15 protein-coding genes are annotated in these 16,699 nt (G+C 71.8%); 2 read left to right on the top strand and 13 right to left on the bottom strand.

Annotated features, from left to right (window positions below):
• Nucleotides 1–104 precede the first annotated feature (104 nt).
• Nucleotides 105–1,337 (top strand): CynX/NimT family MFS transporter, encoded by a 1,233-nt coding sequence (locus tag EFL26_RS12495; RefSeq protein ID WP_246000169.1) that lies wholly within the window; start codon nt 105–107, stop codon nt 1,335–1,337.
• A gap of 7 nt (nt 1,338–1,344) precedes the next feature.
• Here the strand turns inward: EFL26_RS12495 and EFL26_RS12490 are convergent, their stop codons facing one another.
• The 11 genes from EFL26_RS12490 to ndk all read right to left on the bottom strand — a co-directional run bounded on the left by EFL26_RS12490 (nt 1,345) and on the right by ndk (nt 13,730).
• Nucleotides 1,345–3,285, bottom strand: a complete 1,941-nt coding sequence (locus EFL26_RS12490; protein ID WP_123223192.1) for a methyl-accepting chemotaxis protein — start codon at nt 3,283–3,285, stop codon at nt 1,345–1,347.
• 141 nt (nt 3,286–3,426) lie between these two features.
• On the bottom strand, nt 3,427–3,639 hold the full coding sequence (locus EFL26_RS23885) for a hypothetical protein (protein ID WP_148046700.1): 213 nt from the start codon (nt 3,637–3,639) through the stop codon (nt 3,427–3,429).
• A gap of 111 nt (nt 3,640–3,750) precedes the next feature.
• Entirely contained in the window at nt 3,751–5,697 is a 1,947-nt protein-coding gene (locus EFL26_RS12485; protein ID WP_123223191.1) for a TIGR03960 family B12-binding radical SAM protein, read from the bottom strand.
• A gap of 36 nt (nt 5,698–5,733) precedes the next feature.
• The gene (locus EFL26_RS12480) at nt 5,734–6,306 is read right to left on the bottom strand and encodes a TIGR03086 family metal-binding protein (RefSeq protein WP_123223190.1); all 573 of its coding nucleotides are present in this window, start codon (nt 6,304–6,306) and stop codon (nt 5,734–5,736) included.
• 1 nt (nt 6,307) lies between these two features.
• Entirely contained in the window at nt 6,308–7,288 is a 981-nt protein-coding gene (locus tag EFL26_RS12475) for a phosphotransferase (RefSeq protein WP_123223189.1), read from the bottom strand.
• A gap of 57 nt (nt 7,289–7,345) precedes the next feature.
• Nucleotides 7,346–8,536 carry a rod shape-determining protein RodA gene (rodA, locus tag EFL26_RS12470; protein ID WP_123223188.1) on the bottom strand — a complete coding sequence of 397 codons (1,191 nt, stop codon included), beginning with the start codon at nt 8,534–8,536 and terminating at the stop codon, nt 7,346–7,348.
• Nucleotides 8,533–10,665 (bottom strand): penicillin-binding protein 2, encoded by a 2,133-nt coding sequence (mrdA, locus tag EFL26_RS12465; protein ID WP_123223187.1) that lies wholly within the window; start codon nt 10,663–10,665, stop codon nt 8,533–8,535. The genes rodA and mrdA overlap by 4 nt, the downstream gene beginning before the upstream one ends.
• A complete protein-coding gene (mreD, locus tag EFL26_RS12460) occupies nt 10,665–11,204 on the bottom strand; it encodes a rod shape-determining protein MreD (RefSeq protein WP_123223186.1) in 540 nt (179 codons plus the stop codon). Before mreD ends, mrdA begins: the two co-directional genes overlap by 1 nt.
• A complete protein-coding gene (mreC, locus tag EFL26_RS12455; RefSeq protein WP_123223185.1) occupies nt 11,201–12,115 on the bottom strand; it encodes a rod shape-determining protein MreC in 915 nt (304 codons plus the stop codon). The genes mreD and mreC overlap by 4 nt, the downstream gene beginning before the upstream one ends.
• On the bottom strand, nt 12,115–13,149 hold the full coding sequence (locus EFL26_RS12450; protein ID WP_183408167.1) for a rod shape-determining protein: 1,035 nt from the start codon (nt 13,147–13,149) through the stop codon (nt 12,115–12,117). Before EFL26_RS12450 ends, mreC begins: the two co-directional genes overlap by 1 nt.
• A gap of 173 nt (nt 13,150–13,322) precedes the next feature.
• On the bottom strand, nt 13,323–13,730 hold the full coding sequence (gene ndk / locus EFL26_RS12445) for a nucleoside-diphosphate kinase (RefSeq protein ID WP_123223184.1): 408 nt from the start codon (nt 13,728–13,730) through the stop codon (nt 13,323–13,325).
• Between the two features lie 89 nt (nt 13,731–13,819).
• Between ndk and EFL26_RS12440 the strand changes: the two genes are divergently transcribed.
• Entirely contained in the window at nt 13,820–14,956 is a 1,137-nt protein-coding gene (locus tag EFL26_RS12440) for a hypothetical protein (protein ID WP_123223183.1), read from the top strand.
• Here EFL26_RS12440 and EFL26_RS12435 read toward each other — a convergent pair.
• Both EFL26_RS12435 and EFL26_RS12430 read right to left on the bottom strand, forming a co-directional pair.
• On the bottom strand, nt 14,939–15,268 hold the full coding sequence (locus EFL26_RS12435; RefSeq protein ID WP_123223182.1) for a DUF4233 domain-containing protein: 330 nt from the start codon (nt 15,266–15,268) through the stop codon (nt 14,939–14,941). The two genes, EFL26_RS12440 and EFL26_RS12435, sit on opposite strands and share 18 nt — an antisense overlap.
• Nucleotides 15,268–16,641, bottom strand: coding sequence for a bifunctional folylpolyglutamate synthase/dihydrofolate synthase (locus EFL26_RS12430; protein ID WP_123223181.1), 1,374 nt, complete (start codon nt 16,639–16,641; stop codon nt 15,268–15,270). Before EFL26_RS12430 ends, EFL26_RS12435 begins: the two co-directional genes overlap by 1 nt.
• Nucleotides 16,642–16,699: the final 58 nt, after the last annotated feature.

Below are 16,699 nucleotides of genomic sequence, written 5' to 3'. Positions count from 1 at the left end.
GAGTCAGTGGCCAAGGTCACATCACCCGGGTCCAAGGTCCCGGTCGCGACCGGCTGTCGCAGCGCGATGTCAGGTCGGTTTGCGGTCGGTGGTTGGATCGTCCGGTGCACGCAGGTGACCAGGAGACCCGGTTCCAGCGTGTGCTCGTCGTCGTCGGCATCGCCACGCTCGCCTTCAACCTGCGGCCCGCCGCGGTCAGCGTCGGCCCGGTCCTCGACGAGGTGCGGGGCGGTCTGGGCCTCAACGGCACCGAGACCGGCCTGCTGACCAGCCTCCCGGTGCTGTCTTTCGCGGTCTTCGGGGCGCTGGCACCGCGGTTCGCGCGGCGGATCGGGATGCACCGGGCGACCCTGGTCGCGCTGCTCGCCCTCGTCGCCGGCCTCTGGCTGCGCTCCCGGATGGACGCCGGCGTGCCGTTCCTGCTGCTCTCGTTCGTCTCGCTGTCGGGCATGGCGGTCGCGAACGTGCTTCTCCCCTCGCTGGTGAAGCTGCACTTCCCCGACCGGGTGGGCCTGCTGACGTCGGTGTACTCGACGTTCCTGGCCCTGGGCCTGACCTCGGCGTCGATCCTGACCGTGCCGATCGCCGAGCACGGCTCCGGAGCGGGTCTGGACTGGCGGCTCGGCCTGGTCGTCTGGGCGGGCACGGCCGTGGTGGCGGTGCTCCCCTGGCTCGCGCTCGTCCGCCACGACCAGCGTCAGGAGGTGCAGCCGCAGCGCCACGGACTGGCCGACGTGGCCCGGACCCGCATCGGCTGGGTGATGGCGGTGTTCTTCGGGCTGCAGTCCCTGCAGGCGTACGTGATCTTCGGCTGGGTGGCCAAGGTCTACCGCGACGCGGGGTTCAGCGCCTCGACCGCGGGCCTGCTGCTCGGCGTCGCCACCGGCATCAGCATCCCGCTGTCGTTCGTGATCCCGTCCCTGACGGCCCGGCTCGCCGACCCCCGTGTGCTGCTCACCGCCATCATGGGGTGCTACCCCGTGGGCTACCTCGGGCTGCTGATCGCCCCGGTCGGCGGCGCGTGGGTGTGGGCCGTGGCCCTCGGCATCGGAACGACGACGTTCCCGTTCATCCTCACCCTGATCGGCCTGCGTGCCCGTACGCCGGCCGGCACGGCGGCCCTGTCCGGGTTCACCCAGTCGGTCGGGTACCTGATCTCCGTGATCGGACCCTTCGGCGTCGGGGTGCTCCACGACGCGACCCGCGGGTGGACCGTGCCGCTGTGGGCGCTGCTCGCCGTGTGCGTGCCGCAGTACCTCGTCGGACTGGCTGCCTCGCGTCCCGCCTACCTGGAGGACCAGCTCACGGCGAGACCAGCGACCGAGAAGACCGCCTGACGCGGTCTCAGGTCTGGAACTGGGTCACCAGCTCCCGCAGCTCGGTCGCCGTCTCGGTCAGCCGGAACGTCGCCTGGTCGGCACTGGCCAGTCCGCTCGTGGTCTGCTGGGTCGAGCTGGCGACGCCCTCGATGGTGTCGGCCATCAAGCGGGAGCCGTTGGCGATCTCGGTGATGCTGCGGCCCATCTCGAGGGTGACCGAGCTCTGCTCCTCGACCGCGGAGGCGATCGTGGTCTGCAGCTCGTCGATCCGGTTGATCACCTCGCTGATCCGGACGATGGCCTCCTGGGCGGCCCCCGTGTCCTGCTGGATCGTCTCGATCTTCTGCGCGATGTCGCCGGTCGCCCGGGCGGTCTCCTGCGCCAGGTCCTTGACCTCGTTGGCGACCACGGCGAACCCGCGGCCCGCCTCCCCGGCCCGGGCGGCCTCGATCGTCGCGTTGAGGGCCAGCAGGTTGGTCTGCTCGGCGATCGCGGTGATCACGTTGAGCACGGCCCCGATGTCCGCCGAGCTCTCGGTGAGCCGGCCCACGGTGCTGCCGGTGGCGTCGGCCGCGGACACCGCCTCGGCGGCGACGGTCGCCGCCTCCGCGGCGCTCACCGCGATCTCCCGGATCGACGCCGACATCTGCTCGGTGCTGGCCGCGACCGTGTCGACGTTCTGGGAGACCTGGGTGGCGACGACGCTCGCCGACTCGGCCTGGCTGGACGTCTGCTGTGCCGTGGTCTGCAGCTGGCTGCTGACGGCGGAGACCTCGGTGCTCGAGGAGGCGATGCCGTCGGCGGTGTGGACCAGGGCCTGCACGATCTCGCGCATCCGCTCGATCGCGCGGTTCAGCGCGACGCCCATCGTGCCGAGCTCGTCGCGCGAGTCGACGTCGGCGGTCGTGGTCAGGTCGCCGGCGGCCAGCGCCTCGAGCGACGTACCCATCCTCCGCATCGCCCGCGTCGTGGCGAGGTAGAAACCGACGGCGAGGTAGGCGGCGATCAGCACGGAGACCAGCAGGCCCAGCTCGACGCGGTGCGCGTTCGCCTGGAACCCGCCGATCCGTACGCCGATCAGCTGGTCGTTCTGCGGCTCGTAGGCCCGCGCGAGCGCAGCGGTCGTCCTGAAGGCCGTCTCCGCGGTCGCCTGCTGCACCGCAGCGAGGTCGTTGGAGCTGACCGCAGCGTTGATCTGGTCGACGAGGGCCGCCAGCGCGTCGTGGGCGGCCTTCGCCTTGCCCTGGACGTCCTGCGCGAGCGTCGTGCTGTGGGTCTGGGCCAGCATGGTCTTCAGCCCGGCGTCGACGGCATCGCCGGTGCTGGCGAGGACGCCGCCGGCGACCGCGAGCTGGATCCGGGTCGCGTCCCGCTGCGCGGCGGTGCCGGTCTTCGCCAGCAGCACCCGGTCGTAGGCCTGGGCACCGGTGTCGAGCAGCACGGGGAGCCGGAAGACCAGCGCGTCCATCAGGTAGTAGGTGTCCAGGTCGGGGTCGAGGGTCAGGTTCGACTTGTCCGACACGTGCACGATCAGCCCCTGCAGGGCGGCGGTCGCCTTGTTGTAGGCGTCGAACGCCGCCTGCGGCCCCTGGGCGGCCCCGGCGGCGGTGAGCGCGCTCTTCGCGGCCGTCCAGGCAGCTGCGGTCTCGAGCTCCGCGCCGTACGTCGCCTGCACCTTCTCCACCCGGTCGACCGCCGCTCCCACGCCGGCGGTGGCCGGGTCCTGGCCGCTCACCGCGAGCCGGCGCGCGGAGACCGTGCGTGCCGTGAGGTCGCTCAACGGCGCCAGGTAGGCCAGCCCGTCGCGCTCCTTGGCGCTGAAGCTGACCTGCGTGCTCTGGATGTCGACGTACCCCTTGGTGACCAGGGCCAGGGGCACCAGCAGCAGCGCGGGCACGAGCACGATCTTGTACGCGTAACGCAACCGGCCCATCAGCCGCACGGCCGGGAGGAACAGCTTGGTCATCGGGACATACCTCTCATCAGGACCCGAGACACTGTCCTGAAGATCGGCACGGTCGCCATTGGGTTGAGGGGCCGAAAGACCTTGAATACAAGGGCATTCGACTCAGGTGAGCCTTGCCTCAGCGGCGTCGACCGGTACCCGTCAGGGTGCGCTGCTCCCGCGCTTCGCTTCCTCGTCCTCACGCCACGCCGCCGCAAGGGCGCCGGCGTTCCACAGGACTCCCGCTCCGACGGCAGCGACCGTGAACAGCCCGACCTGTCCCAACCAACCGGGCGTCCATGCAGCGTCGAGGATCGCGGAGAGCAGCAGCCAACAGAGCGCCGCTGACCTGCCCAGGCGGGATCGGTTGGCCACGTCGGCCACCCTAAGGGGACGACGCCTCGCCGTGGGACGCCCTGCCTTCTGGTCGCCCGGACCACCACACCGCAGGACGTCCGGGTCGTGTCGCCCGCCGTCAGCGCTTCGTCAGACCACGTTGAGCGGGAGCAACTTCTGCCCCGTCGGCCCGATCTGGATGTCGGTGCCCATCTCCGGGCAGACGCCGCAGTCGTAGCAGGGGGTCCAGCGGCAGTCCTCGACGTCGACCGAGTCGGGGTCGAGGGCGTCCTCCCAGTCCTCCCAGAGCCAGTCCTTGTCGAGACCGGAGTCGAGGTGGTCCCAGGGCAGGATCTCGTCGTACGTGCGCTCGCGGGTGGTGTACCAGTCGACGTCGACGCCCGTGCCGGCCAGCGCCGACTCCGCGGCCGTCATCCAGCGCTCGTAGGAGAAGTGCTCGCTCCAGCCGTCGAACCGCCCGCCGTCGCGCCAGACCTGCTCGATGACCCGGCCGACCCGGCGGTCGCCACGGGAGAGCAGTCCCTCGACGATCCCGGGCTTGCCGTCGTGGTACCGGAAGCCGATCGCCCGGCCGTACCGCTTGTCGGTGCGGACCTCCTCGCGCAGCTTGCGCAGCCGCTCGTCGGTCGTCTCGTGGTCGAGCTGGGCGGCCCACTGGAACGGCGTGTGCGGCTTGGGCACGAACCCGCCGATCGACACCGTGCAGCGGATGTCGTTGTGGCCGGAGACCTCACGACCCTTCGCGATCACCTTCTTCGCGAGGTCGGCGATCTCGAGGACGTCCTCGTCGGTCTCCGTCGGCAGGCCGCACATGAAGTAGAGCTTCACCTGCCGCCACCCGTGGGAGTACGCCGCGGCCACCGTGCGGATGAGGTCCTCCTCGGTGACCATCTTGTTGATCACCTTGCGCATCCGCTCCGACCCGCCCTCGGGCGCGAACGTCAGCCCCGAACGGCGACCGTTGCGGGAGAACTCGTTGGCCAGCGTGATGTTGAACGCGTCCACGCGCGTGCTCGGCAGCGAGAGGGAGACGTTGGTGCCGTCGTACCGGTCGGCCAGGCCGGTGGCCAGGTCACCGATCTCGGTGTGGTCGGCGCTCGACAGCGACAGCAGGCCGACCTCGTCGAAGCCCGAGCGCCGGATGCCGTTCTCGACCATGTCGCCGATCGTGGTGATCGAGCGCTCCCGGACCGGGCGCGTGATCATGCCGGCCTGGCAGAACCGGCAACCGCGTGTGCAGCCGCGGAAGATCTCCACCGAGAACCGCTCGTGGACGGTCTCGGCGAGCGGCACCAGCGGGCTGCGCGGGTAGGGCCACGCGTCGAGGTCCATCAGCGTGTGCTTGCGGACGCGAGCCGGGACGCCCGGCACGTTCGGCCGTACGCCGGTCAGGGACCCGTCGGCCGCGTAGCCCACGTCGTAGAACTTCGGCACGTAGACGTTGCCGGAGACCGCGAGCCGCCGCAGGAGCTCGTCGCGAGCGCTCGGCATGTCCGCGCTGGGTCGCCCGTCGGCCTTCCACTCCCGCACGACCTCGCTGATCGCGAGCACGACCTCCTCGCCGTCGCCGAGCACGGCCGCGTCGACGAAGTCGGCGATCGGCTCGGGGTTGAACGCCGAGTGGCCGCCCGCGACCACGACCGGGTCGTCGTCGGTGCGGTCGACGGCGTGCAGGGCGATGCCCGCGAGGTCGAGCGCGGTGAGCATGTTGGTGTAGCCGAGCTCGGTGGCGAAGGAGATGCCGAGCAGGTCGAACGCGCGCACGGGGCGGTGGCTGTCGACGGTGAACTGCGGGATGCCCTCGCGCCGCATGACCTCCTCGAGGTCGGGCCAGACGGCGTAGGTGCGCTCCGCGAGCACGTCGTCGCGCTCGTTGAGCACCTCGTAGAGAATCTGGACGCCCTGGTTGGGCAGGCCCACCTCGTACGCGTCGGGGTACATCAGCGCCCAGCGGACGGTGCGCTCGTCGTCGCCCCACGGCTTCTGCACGGAGTTGAGCTCGCCCCCGACGTACTGGATCGGCTTCTGCACGGTCGGCAGGTGGGGCTCAAGTCGGGCGAACAGCGACTCGGGCACGGCGAAACCTCTCGAAGGACGGCGGGGGACGACCTCCTAGGGTACGCGCCAGCTCGGGTCGCGGCCGAACCCCGCGATCAGGTCGTCCTGCGGGTCGTCGTGCGTGCCGGCGCGCGGGCCGATCGCACCCACGCTGCGGTAGAGCTCCTCGCGGTCGGCGAACCAGCTCGCCACGCCGGCCACGACGTCGGGATCCAGGCGGGGAGGCCCGCCGATCGCAGCGGCGAGGTCCCACCCGTGGACGAGGTGGTCGGCGGCCAGCTGTGCGACGTACTCCTCGAGCCGTTCCTCACCGTAGGACAGCTGGACGGTGCCACCCGCCGGGAGCCGCTCGGCGACGGCGCTCGCGGCGTCGTCCGCGGCACGGAGCGCGACACCGCCCGGGTCGTCCCCGAGCAGGTCACCGTCGAACCGGTCGCCGACCTCCTCGATCGTGCTGCCGTCCAGCAACGGCACGGTCCAGAGGTCCTCGCCGGTGACGTGGTTGACCAGGCCGCGCACGGTCCAGTCGCTGCACGGCGTGGGCAGGTCCCACTGGTCGGCGCCGACCCGGCGGACCTGCTCGTTCCAGCTCTCCACCGTCCGGCGGTACAACGTGTCCAGCTCCACCTCAGAGCACCCCACTCTCCAGCGTCGTGCGCGCCTGGGCCACCCACCAGTCCAGGTCGTCGCGTTCCCGGGCCCGGGTCGCCGGGTCCGGATGCTCCGCCGCGTCCAGCGCCTTGTTCCACCCCAGCCAGACGAGGCCGAGCAGGAGGGCCAACCGCATCGCGGTCTCGTCGTACGCCGGCCCGGCAGCGGCACGGTAGGCCGCGATCGTGTCCTCCCGGCTCAGCGCGACGACCGACGAGCAGCCCGCGATGAAGCGAGCGACGTCCATCGCGCCGGGCGCCAGGACCGGCATCGCCCAGTCGAGCAGGACCAGGTCGTCGCCGTCGAAGCCCATGTTGACCGTGGCCAGGTCGCCGTGGACCAGCGTCACCGGACCCGCAGCCACCAGGCCCGCGGCATAGGGCGCGACGTCGGCGAGCACGCCGAAGACCGCGCCGGCGACGTCGTTCGGGACGAGGTCGGCGAACAGGGTCCAGCCGCGCCGGACCAGGTCCGGGAGCGGGCTGTCCGCGCCGGCGACCGCGCCGATCCGGTGCGGTGCGAACTGGTCCAGCACCGGCCCGAGCGGAGCGACCGCGCGCGGCGGGTCCGCGAGGAAGGTCCGGTGGAGCGCCGCGACCCGGCCCATCACCCAGCGCGTCTGCTCCGCGGTCAGGCGGTCGTCCCAGCTGAGCACGCGGTCACCGAGGTCGCGCATCACGATCACGGTGGTGTCGTCCTCGCACCAGCCGTCGAGGACCGCGTGGGTGACGCCCGCGGGAAGCCGGTCGAGCGCTCCCTCGCGCCACAGCAGGTACTCCCGGGCCGGGCCGCCACCCAGGAGGGCGTGCAGCAGGTCCGACTCGGCCGTGACGCGCTTGACGACGTACGACGCCCCGTCGGCGGTGCGGACGCGCTCGAGTCCGGCCCCCGACTTCCCGACGTGACCAGTCAGGGGGACGCGTGCGACGACTTCGCCCAGTCCGGCCAGCTCGGCCATGGGCTCGATGCTGTCACCGCGGGCGGCGACCCGCCATGGCCCGGTCAGGGGATTGCCCTAACGAGCGAGCACCCGCGCCGCCGGCAGCCGGCTGCTCGGGGAGATCGCCGAGCGGCGCTGGATGTTCAGCAGCAGCCCGACGCCGATCAGCGAGGCGAACATCGAGGACCCGCCGTACGACACGAGCGGGAGGGGTACGCCGGTCACCGGCATGATCCCCAGGCACATCCCGATGTTCTGGAAGGTCTGGAAGCCGAACCAGCAGGCGATGCCGGCCGCCGCGAGCCGGCCGAAGAGGTCCTCGGCCCGCGTCGCGATCAGCAGCGCACGCCAGAGCAGCAGCGCGAAGAGCGCGATCAGCACGCCCGCCCCGACCAGGCCGAGCTCCTCCCCGGCGACCGTGAAGACGAAGTCGGTGTGCTGCTCGGGCACGAAGCCCGACTTCGTCTGCGAGCCGGCGAAGAGGCCCTGGCCGAAGACCCCGCCGTTGCCGATCGCGATCCGGGCCTGGGTGGTGTTGTAGCCGGCGCCGCGGGGGTCGAGGTCGGGGTTGGTGAACGCCATGAACCGGTTGACCTGGTAGGCCTTGAGGATCCCGAAGGAGACCACGACCGCCGCGCCGAGGACCCCGGCCGCAGCCATGCCCGCCAGCCAGCGCCGGGGTGCGCCGGAGACCGCGAGGACCCCGAAGACCGTGGCCGACAGCACCAGCATCGTGCCGAGGTCGGGCTGCAGCAGGATCAGCAGCGCCGGCAGCCCCGCGATCGCCAGCATCAGCACGACCTCGACCGTGCCGACCTGGCGGCGCCGGGAGCCCTCCACCCGCTCGGCCGCGAGCAGCGCCATGCCGACGACCACGGCGAGCTTGGCGAACTCGGCCGGCTGCAGCGACATCCCGCCGACGATCAGCCACGACTGCGAGCCGTTGATCGTCGAGCCCATGACGAGGACCAGGAGCAGGCCGACGACGGACCCGGCGTACACCAGCGGCGCGAGGATGCGCACCCACCGGTGGTCGGTGACCACGACGGCCGCCGCGAGCGCGAGGCCGATCACGATGTTGGCCAGGTGCTTGCGCAGGTACGCCGTGTCGTGCCCGTGGGTCAGGGCGTGGTTCGCGGAGGTCGAGGACCAGACCAGCAACGTGCCGATCACGAGGATCGCGCCGGTCGCCAGGATCAGCGCCCAGTCGGTGCGCGGCGGGTTGAGCGCCTGGAGCCGCGCGCGGGTCTGCGGGACGAGCGTCATCGCGACCCTCCCGTCGCGGGCGGCAGGATCGAGCCGTCGGAGGCGAACGTCGGCAGGCGCCGCGGCGGCGTGACGCCCGGGATGATCGACTTCGCCGGGTCGACGTTCTCGCCGTCGATGCCGTAGAGCGCCTCCCAGATCTTGCGCACCGCCGGGCCCGACGTACCGGAGCCGGTGCCGGCCTGGCTGACCATCATCACCACGACGTAGTCCTTCGTGTAGGTGGCCACCCAGGACGTGCTCTGCTTGCCGTAGACCTCGGCCGAGCCGGTCTTGCCGCGGATCTTGACCTTGTCCAGCGGGAAGCCGCCGAACTTCCAGGCCAGCGTGCCCTCGCGAGGCGTGCCCTGCAGGGCGGTGTCGACGTAGCGGAGCGCGGACCTCTTCGACTTCACCCGGCCCTGCACCACCGGGTCGATCCGTCGGACCACGTGGCCGCTGGGGTCGACGATCGCCTTCGCGACGCGCGGGGCGTACAGGGTGCCTCCGTTGGAGAGGGCGGCGTACGCGCGCGCGAGCTGGAGCGGGGTGACCATCGTGTCGCCCTGGCCGATCGCGAAGTTCACCGCGTCGCCGACGTGGTACTGGTTGCCCTCGAGGCAGAACTCGTGGGCGAAGACGTGCAGGAAGTCGCGCTTGCCGCTGGTGTTCTTGCGGTCGACCTTGCAGTAGTAGCCCTTCATGGCGTTCCAGTAGGCGAGCTTCCACTGCCGGTCGGCGATCCGGCCCGTCGCCTCGCCCGGGATGTCGATGCCGGTGCGCTGCCCGAACCCGAAGTCCTTGGCCTCGCTGACCAGGGGGTCCTTGGCGTGCACGTCGCTCGGGTCGGAGCCGAAGCGGTTCCAGAAGCTGAGTCCGACCCGGTAGAAGAACGTGTCGCAGCTGATCTCCAGCGCCCGCGCGAAGTCGATCATCCCGTAGGAGGCCGACTCGTAGTTCTTGAACAGCCGGTTGCCGACCTGCACGCCGCTGGAGCAGTCGAGGCGGCTGTCCGGGCCGAAGCCGTGGTTGAACGCCCCGACGGTCATGATCGGCTTCCACGTGGAGCCGGGCGCGAACTGTCCCTGCGTGGCCCGGAAGAGCAGCGGGTCGCCCGCCTTCTTCGAGTAGAGGGCCTTCAGCTGCTTCTGGGTGATCCCGTCGACCCACACCGAGGGGTCGTACGTCGGCTGGCTCGCCATCGCGACGACGCTGCCGTCCTTCGCGTCGAGCACCACCACCGCACCGCTGTCGGCGACGTAGTTCTTGTGCGTGACCTTGTCGTAGGTCTTGCGCGCGGTAGCGATCGCGTCGTGCAGCTGCTGCTCGACGACGCCCTGCACCTTCGCGTCGAGCGAGGTCACCAGGGTGTCCCCGGGCGTCGCCTCTGCCTGCCCCGAGTCGCCGAGCACCCGGCCCATCGAGTCGACCGCGACCTTCTCGTAGCCGGGCACGCCGCGCAGCCACTGGTCGTAGGACTTCTCCAGCCCGGCGCGGCCGACGAGCGAGGCACCGTTCAGGGACCGGTCGTCGGACTTCTCGGCCTCGGAGAGCTCGTCGGCCGTGATCGGGCTCAGGTAGCCGAGCACGCCCGCGGCGTTGATGCCGAACGGTGCCGGGTACGCCCGGACGCTCTCCCGCTGGGCGACCACACCGGGGTACTCCTCCCCCTGCTCCGAGATCTGCACCGCCGTGGCCTGCGGCACGTCGCGCGCGACCGGCACCGGCTGGAAGGGCGAGCCGTTCCAGCAGGTGCCCGCGACCGCGCTGGGGTCACCACAGAGGCGCGTGCGGGCGAGCACGTCGTCGTAGGGCTGGTGGACGGCCGCCGCGACCTTGCGCAGCAGCGCCTCGGCCTGGGCGTCGGGCAGGTTGCCGAGGACGGTCCGGTCGACGCTGACCACCCAGCTGGCCCGGTCGGTCACCAGCGGCCGGCCCATGGCGTCGACGATCAGGCCGCGCGCCGGCTGGACCACGATCTCGCGCACGGACTGCTCGGCCGCCTTCGCCTGGTACTCCTCGCCGGTGAAGACCTGGAGGTACCAGAGCCGGGCGAAGAGCGTGACGAACAGCGTCACGAAGAGCACCTGCAGGACGAAGAGCCGGAGCCGGCTCTTCTGCTGCGAGGGGCGGATCAGCACCGCGGCCATCAGCGCAGGACCCGCACGCTCTCGTGGAAGGCGCGCTCACTGCTCGCCCGCAGCGAGCCGAGCACCCAGAGGAAGACCGGCACGAGGAGCGGTGCGAGGAGCAGGTCCCAGAGCACGCTGGTCACGATGATCCGCAGCATCTGGTCGACCGGGAGTCCCCCGTCGTGGAGCAGCACGCCGGAGAACGCGTAGAGCGAGGTGCCGACGAACGACCCCGCGCCCACGACCAGGACCGCGGTGAACGTCGAGGACCTGGCGTCCTGGCGCACGCGGCCGGCGAGGTAGCCGACCACCACCAGAGCCAGGGCCCAGCGACCCGCCACGTGGTCGGCGGGCGGAGCGAGGTCGAGCAGGAGCCCGGCACCGAAGCCGAGGAGCGCGGCGAACTGCGGCCCGCGGTCGATCGCGGCGACCACGACCAGCACCAGGGCGAGGTTCGGCACGACGCCGTCGATCGCGACGTACGGGAAGAGCACGACCTGGGCGACCACGGCCAGGCAGACCATCGCGGTCAGGGCCCCGGCGCGGAGGGCGGTCACTTCGGCGCTCCCGCCGTGAGCACGGGACGGTCACCCTGCGTGCCCTTCGGTACGACGACCCCGACCACGTCGAGCGCCGTGAAGTCCACGAACGGCTTGATCACCGCCTGCCGGGAGCTCTGCCGGGGCGAGGACACGACCGACTCGACGCGGCCGATCGGGATGCCGGCGACGTACGGCACGCCGTCCTTCGAGCCCCAGGTCACGACCACGTCGTCCTTCGACGGAACCACGGAGTCGTCGACGAGATCGAGCGCGAGGCGGCCGGTGTCGGCGGCGGACCCTCGGCCGCGGAGGAAGCCGATCTCGAGGTCGGTGCCGAGCCGGCCCCCCACGACGGAGTCCGTGTCGATGATCAGCAGCACGGTGGCCGTGGTGCGGGTCGCGCTCACGACGCGGCCGACCAGCCCGTCGTTGTTGAGCACCGTCATGTCCTTGCGCACCCCCGACGACGTGCCGGCGTCGATCGTGACCGTGCGCGAGAACGACTGCATGGGCCCGATCGCCACGACGCGCGCGGCGACCAGCGAGTAGCCGGTGTCGGCGACCGTCCTGGTGAGCCCGTCGAGCTCGGCGAGCCGGGTGCGGTCCAGGGGCAGGGTCGCGACCTGCTGGCGCAGCCGGGCGTTGTCGGCCTCGAGCCGGGTGATGTCCTTGCGGAGGCCGTGGTTGGTGCGCAGCGCGTCGCCGACGTCGGTGAACGGCCGGAACGCGGTGGCGGTCGCCGACTCCGCCGGGCCGATCACGTTGCCGACCGCGGCGCGCACCGGGTCGAGCGGCGACCCGGATCCGGCCCGGGCGTCCAGCGTGATGATCGTGAGGCAGGCCAGCACCAGCAGCGCAAGCACCCGGCGGGCACGCTGCTCGGGCGTGGGCGCCTCGGGACCGCGACCTGAGAGCTTCGGGCGCATCACGCGCCCCGGCGGTGCGTCTCCGACACCAGGACCTGCTGGAGCGCCTCGAACTCCTCCACGCACTTGCCCGACCCGATCACCACCGAGCTCAGCGGGTCGTGGGCGACGTGGACCGGCATGCCGGTCTCGTGCCGCAGGCGCTCGTCGAGACCGCGCAGCAGCGCTCCCCCGCCGGTGAGCACGATGCCGCGGTCCATGATGTCGCCGGCGAGCTCGGGCGGGGTCTGGTCGAGCGTGGCGCGCACCGCGTCGATGATCGCGTGCAGCTGCTCCTCGATGGCCTTGCGGATCTCCGCGCTGGAGACCGTGACGGTGCGCGGCAGGCCGGAGACCATGTCGCGGCCGCGGATCTCCGCGCTCGGCTCCTGGGCCAGCGGGTACGCCGAGCCGAGGGTCATCTTGACCTCCTCGGCGGTGCCGTCGCCGAGCATGAGCGAGTGCTCCTTCTTCATCCAGGCGATGATCGCCTGGTCGAGCTCGTCGCCGGCGGTGCGCACCGACAGCGTGGTCACCAGCCCACCGAGGGAGATCACCGCGACCTCCGTGGTGCCGCCGCCAATGTCCACGACCATGTTGCCGGTCGCCTCGTGCACGGGCAGGCCGGCGCCGATGGCGGCGGCCATCGGCTCCTCGATGATGTAGACCCGACGAGCGCCGGCCTGGTAGCCGGCCTCCTTGACCGCGCGCTGCTCGACCGGCGTCACGCCGCTCGGCACGCAGATCACCAGGCGCGGCTTGGCGAAGTACCGCCGCCGGTGCACCTGGGCGATGAAGTGGCGCAGCATCTGCTCGGTGGCGTCGAAGTCGGCGATCACCCCGTCGCGCAGCGGCCGGATGGCGGTGATGCCCTCCGGCGTACGGCCGATCATCCGCTTCGCCTCCGACCCGACGGCGAGGATCTCCCGGGTCTGGGTGTTCATGGCGACGACGGACGGCTCGTCCAGCAGCACGCCGCGACCCCGCACGTAGACCAGGGTGTTGGCCGTGCCGAGGTCGACCGCCATGTCGCGGCCGATGAAACTGTTGGCCATCTGCTCGCCTCGCAGGAACGTCGTCGGGGAAGAGGTACGACGCCCCGGAAAGACGACCCCGGAGAAGACGACGGCCGACGCGCCCTACCCGAGGACGAGCCTAGGAGCGGAACCGCTCGATCCCGTGGACGACACGCCCCACTGGCCCCATCTGCCTCAGCAGCGTCGGCGGGCTACAGCCCCGGGAACCAGATCCCGATCTCGCGCGCCGCCGACTCCGCCGAGTCCGAGCCGTGCACGAGGTTCTCCCGGTTGGAGAGCGAGAAGTCGCCGCGGATCGTGCCCGGCGCCGCCTTCCGTCCGTCGGTGGCGCCGTTCAGGGCGCGGACCACCTCGACGGCCTCGTCGCCCTCGAGCACGACCGCGACCAGCGGACCGCTGGTGACGAAGTCGCGCAACGGCGGGTAGAAGTCCTTGGCCACGTGCTCGGCATAGTGCTGGTCCGCGAGGCCGGCGTCGATCGTGCGCAGCTCCATCGCCGCGATCGAGAGCCCCTTGGCCTCGAACCGGCTGAGGATGCTGCCGACCAGGCCGCGACGGACAGCGTCGGGCTTGAGCAGGACGAGGGTGCGCTGGGTCATGGCTAGACCCTAGGGGCCGACGGGGTGTCTCGGGCCTCCGGGGTTATCGTGGCTGGAGGGTGGGATCTCGGGACCATTGAGAGGGCGTGATGAGGCACCTCGGCGACGATCGGGCCGACGTGCGCCTGGACGTGCCCCCCGGGTGGCTGGAGGTCGACCCCGGAGCCGCGGTGGGGTATGCCGGCGGACGGCTGCTCCAGCTGATCACGGCCAGCCCCTGGGACGACGCCGACGGGGTGAGGCCGACCATGTCGGTCGCCCTGGCCGAGCGGGCCTCCGACCACGTGGCGGCCCGGGTGCTCGACGAGGCCACGGCGTCCCTCGAGGAGCTGCACCTCGTGTCCGTCGACCCCTGGACCCGGCCGGGGCGTGCATCCGGGGCCACCTCGCCGGCCACCTCCATGGGCAGCCGCCTGGTCTTCGCCCACGTCGACGGCGAGGCGGTGGTCACCACGATCGTCTGGATCGCGCCCCTCGACGGCGCCGACCTCGTCGTCGCCGCGCACGTCGAGAGCATCCAGCTCCACCGCCACGAGCAGGCGCTCCTGGAGGCCCTCACGGGCCTCGAGCTCCCCGAGCGGCCGGTGGACGCGGCCGACGCCCCGCCGACCGCGCCCGACCTGCTCCGGGCGGCGCCCACGGCCCCGTGGCAGCCGGCGGACGCGGCCCGGGGTGCCGTCCTCGGCAGCCCTGACGCGCGCATCCTCGTCGAAGCCTCGGTGGCGGCCACCAGCCTGAAGCTCGACGCCACCCTCGTCCGCGACCGGGCCACCGTCACCGCCACGTCCTCACCGCGTACGCCGCGCGCCGGCCCGGAGACCGCCGAGCGACCCGACACCCTCGAGCACGCCGAGACCACCTTCCGCGTGCCGGCGAGGAGGCTGGCGCTGACCATCGCGCAGTGGCTCGGCCTGGGCCCGGCGCGCACGCCCTCGTCGGACCCGGTCACCGTGCCGATCAGCCTCGTCATGAACCGGCTGGTCGACCCTTCGGTACCGCCCCCGGAAGGTGCCGACGTCACGACCTGGGAGCAGCCCTGGTTCCTCTGGACGCTCCGCTCGTCGGCGACCGACTCCGGGCTCGTCATGGTCGACACCGGGGACACCGGCCAGTGCGCGGTCATGGAGACCGCGGACGAGCACACGACCCGGTTCGCGCCGCTGTCGAGCTACAACGTCTGGTTGACCCTGAACTGGCTGATCAGCGAGTCACTGACCCACCGCTGAGCGGTCCCGGTCGATCGTCCGGCCGAGCCGGACGGCGGTCACCCACAGCGCCAGGAAGATCACCCCGAGGGCGAACATCGCGGTGACCTCGAAGCCGAGCAGGATCGCGGCAGCCTGGATCGCCCAGCCGAGGTGGTACCCCCAGGGGCGCCGGAGCAGCCCGGCCGTGAGCAGGCAGGCCACCGTGAGCCCCAGGCCGATCCACAACGCCCGGGCCGTGTCGACCGACTCCACAGAGATCAGGACCGGGGTCGACAGGCCGACGACCACGGCCTCCAGCAGCAGGATCGCCGAGCAGAGCCTGCGCTGCATCAGACGCCGTCTCCGCGGTGGCGCAGCACGTGGCGCGCCTCGCCGACGGTGATCACCGAGCCGGTGACCAGCACGCCGCCGGAGCCGAGGCTCTCGCCGAACACGCCGCCCGCCTCCGCGAGGGTGGTGGCCTGGTCGATCGCCTCGACCAGAGACCGGGTCTCGCTGACCCGGTCCTGGCCGAAGATGCCGCGGGCGACCTCCGCCAGCGCAGCCGCCGGGAGCGCCCGCTCGGTGGAGTTCTGGGTGCAGACGATGTGCGCGAACACCGGCTCGAGGGTGGCGAGCAGGCCCTCGTAGTCCTTGTCCGCCATCACGCCGACGACACCGATCAGCGGGCTGAACACGAACGAGTCCTCGAGCGCGTCCACCAGGGCGGCGGCGCCGTGCGGGTTGTGGGCCGCGTCCAGCACGATCGTGGGCGACCGGCGGATCACCTCGAGCCGGCCCGGCGAGGTCACCTCGGCGAACGCGTCCTTGACGACGTCCTCGGCCAGCGGCTCGTCGCCGCCCAGGAATGCCTCGACGGCCGCCAGGGCGAGGGCCGCGTTCTGGCCCTGGTGGGCCCCGTAGAGCGGAAGGAACACCTCGTCGTACGTGCCCCGGAGGCCCTGCAGGGACAGCATCTGGCCGCCGACTGCGGGCACCCGGCTGCGCACGCCGAACTCGAGACCCTCGCGCGCCACGGTCGCGCCGACCTCCGCGGCGCGCGCCACGATCTGCGCCGCCACCTCGGGCAGCTGCACGGCGGTGATCACGGTCGACCCCGGCTTGATGATCCCGACCTTCTCCGCGGCGATCTTGCCGACCGTGTCGCCGAGGTACTTCTCGTGGTCCATCGCGATCGGCGTGAGCACCGCGACCTGTGCGTCGGCGACGTTGGTCGCGTCCCACGCCCCACCCATGCCGACCTCGACGACCGCGACGTCGACCGGGGCGTCCGCGAAGGCGGCGTACGCCATCCCGACCACGGTCTCGAAGAACGACAGCGGGTGGTCGTGCTCGGCGTCGACGAGGTGGGTGTACGGCGCGACGTCGTTGAACGCCCGCACGAACTCCTCGTCGCTCATCGGCTCGCCGTCGATCACGATCCGCTCGGTCATCGACTCCAGGTGCGGGCTGGTGAACCGCCCGGTGCGGAGCCCGACGGCGCGGATCAGGGTCTCGATCATCCGCGCCGTCGACGTCTTGCCGTTGGTGCCGGTCAGGTGGATGACCGGGTACGCGCGCTGCGGCTCGCCGAGCAGCTCGGTGAACGCCTCGATCCGCTCCAGGGTCGGGTCGAGCCGCGACTCGGGCCAGCGGGAGAGCAGGGCGTCCTCGACCTCGGCGTAGGTCTCGGCCGGGCGGGCGTCGGGCGGCATCTCGGACATTGGACGGAGTCTACGGATCGGCGGGCCCGGCCTCGGCGCTGCCCGTCGACACCTCGAA

The organism is Nocardioides pocheonensis (genome assembly GCF_003725535.1).
In the GTDB taxonomy this organism is placed as follows: domain Bacteria; phylum Actinomycetota; class Actinomycetes; order Propionibacteriales; family Nocardioidaceae; genus Marmoricola; species Marmoricola pocheonensis.
The sequence above is the reverse complement of the archived record's forward strand: the minus strand, read 5'-3'. Positions and strand labels throughout refer to the sequence as shown.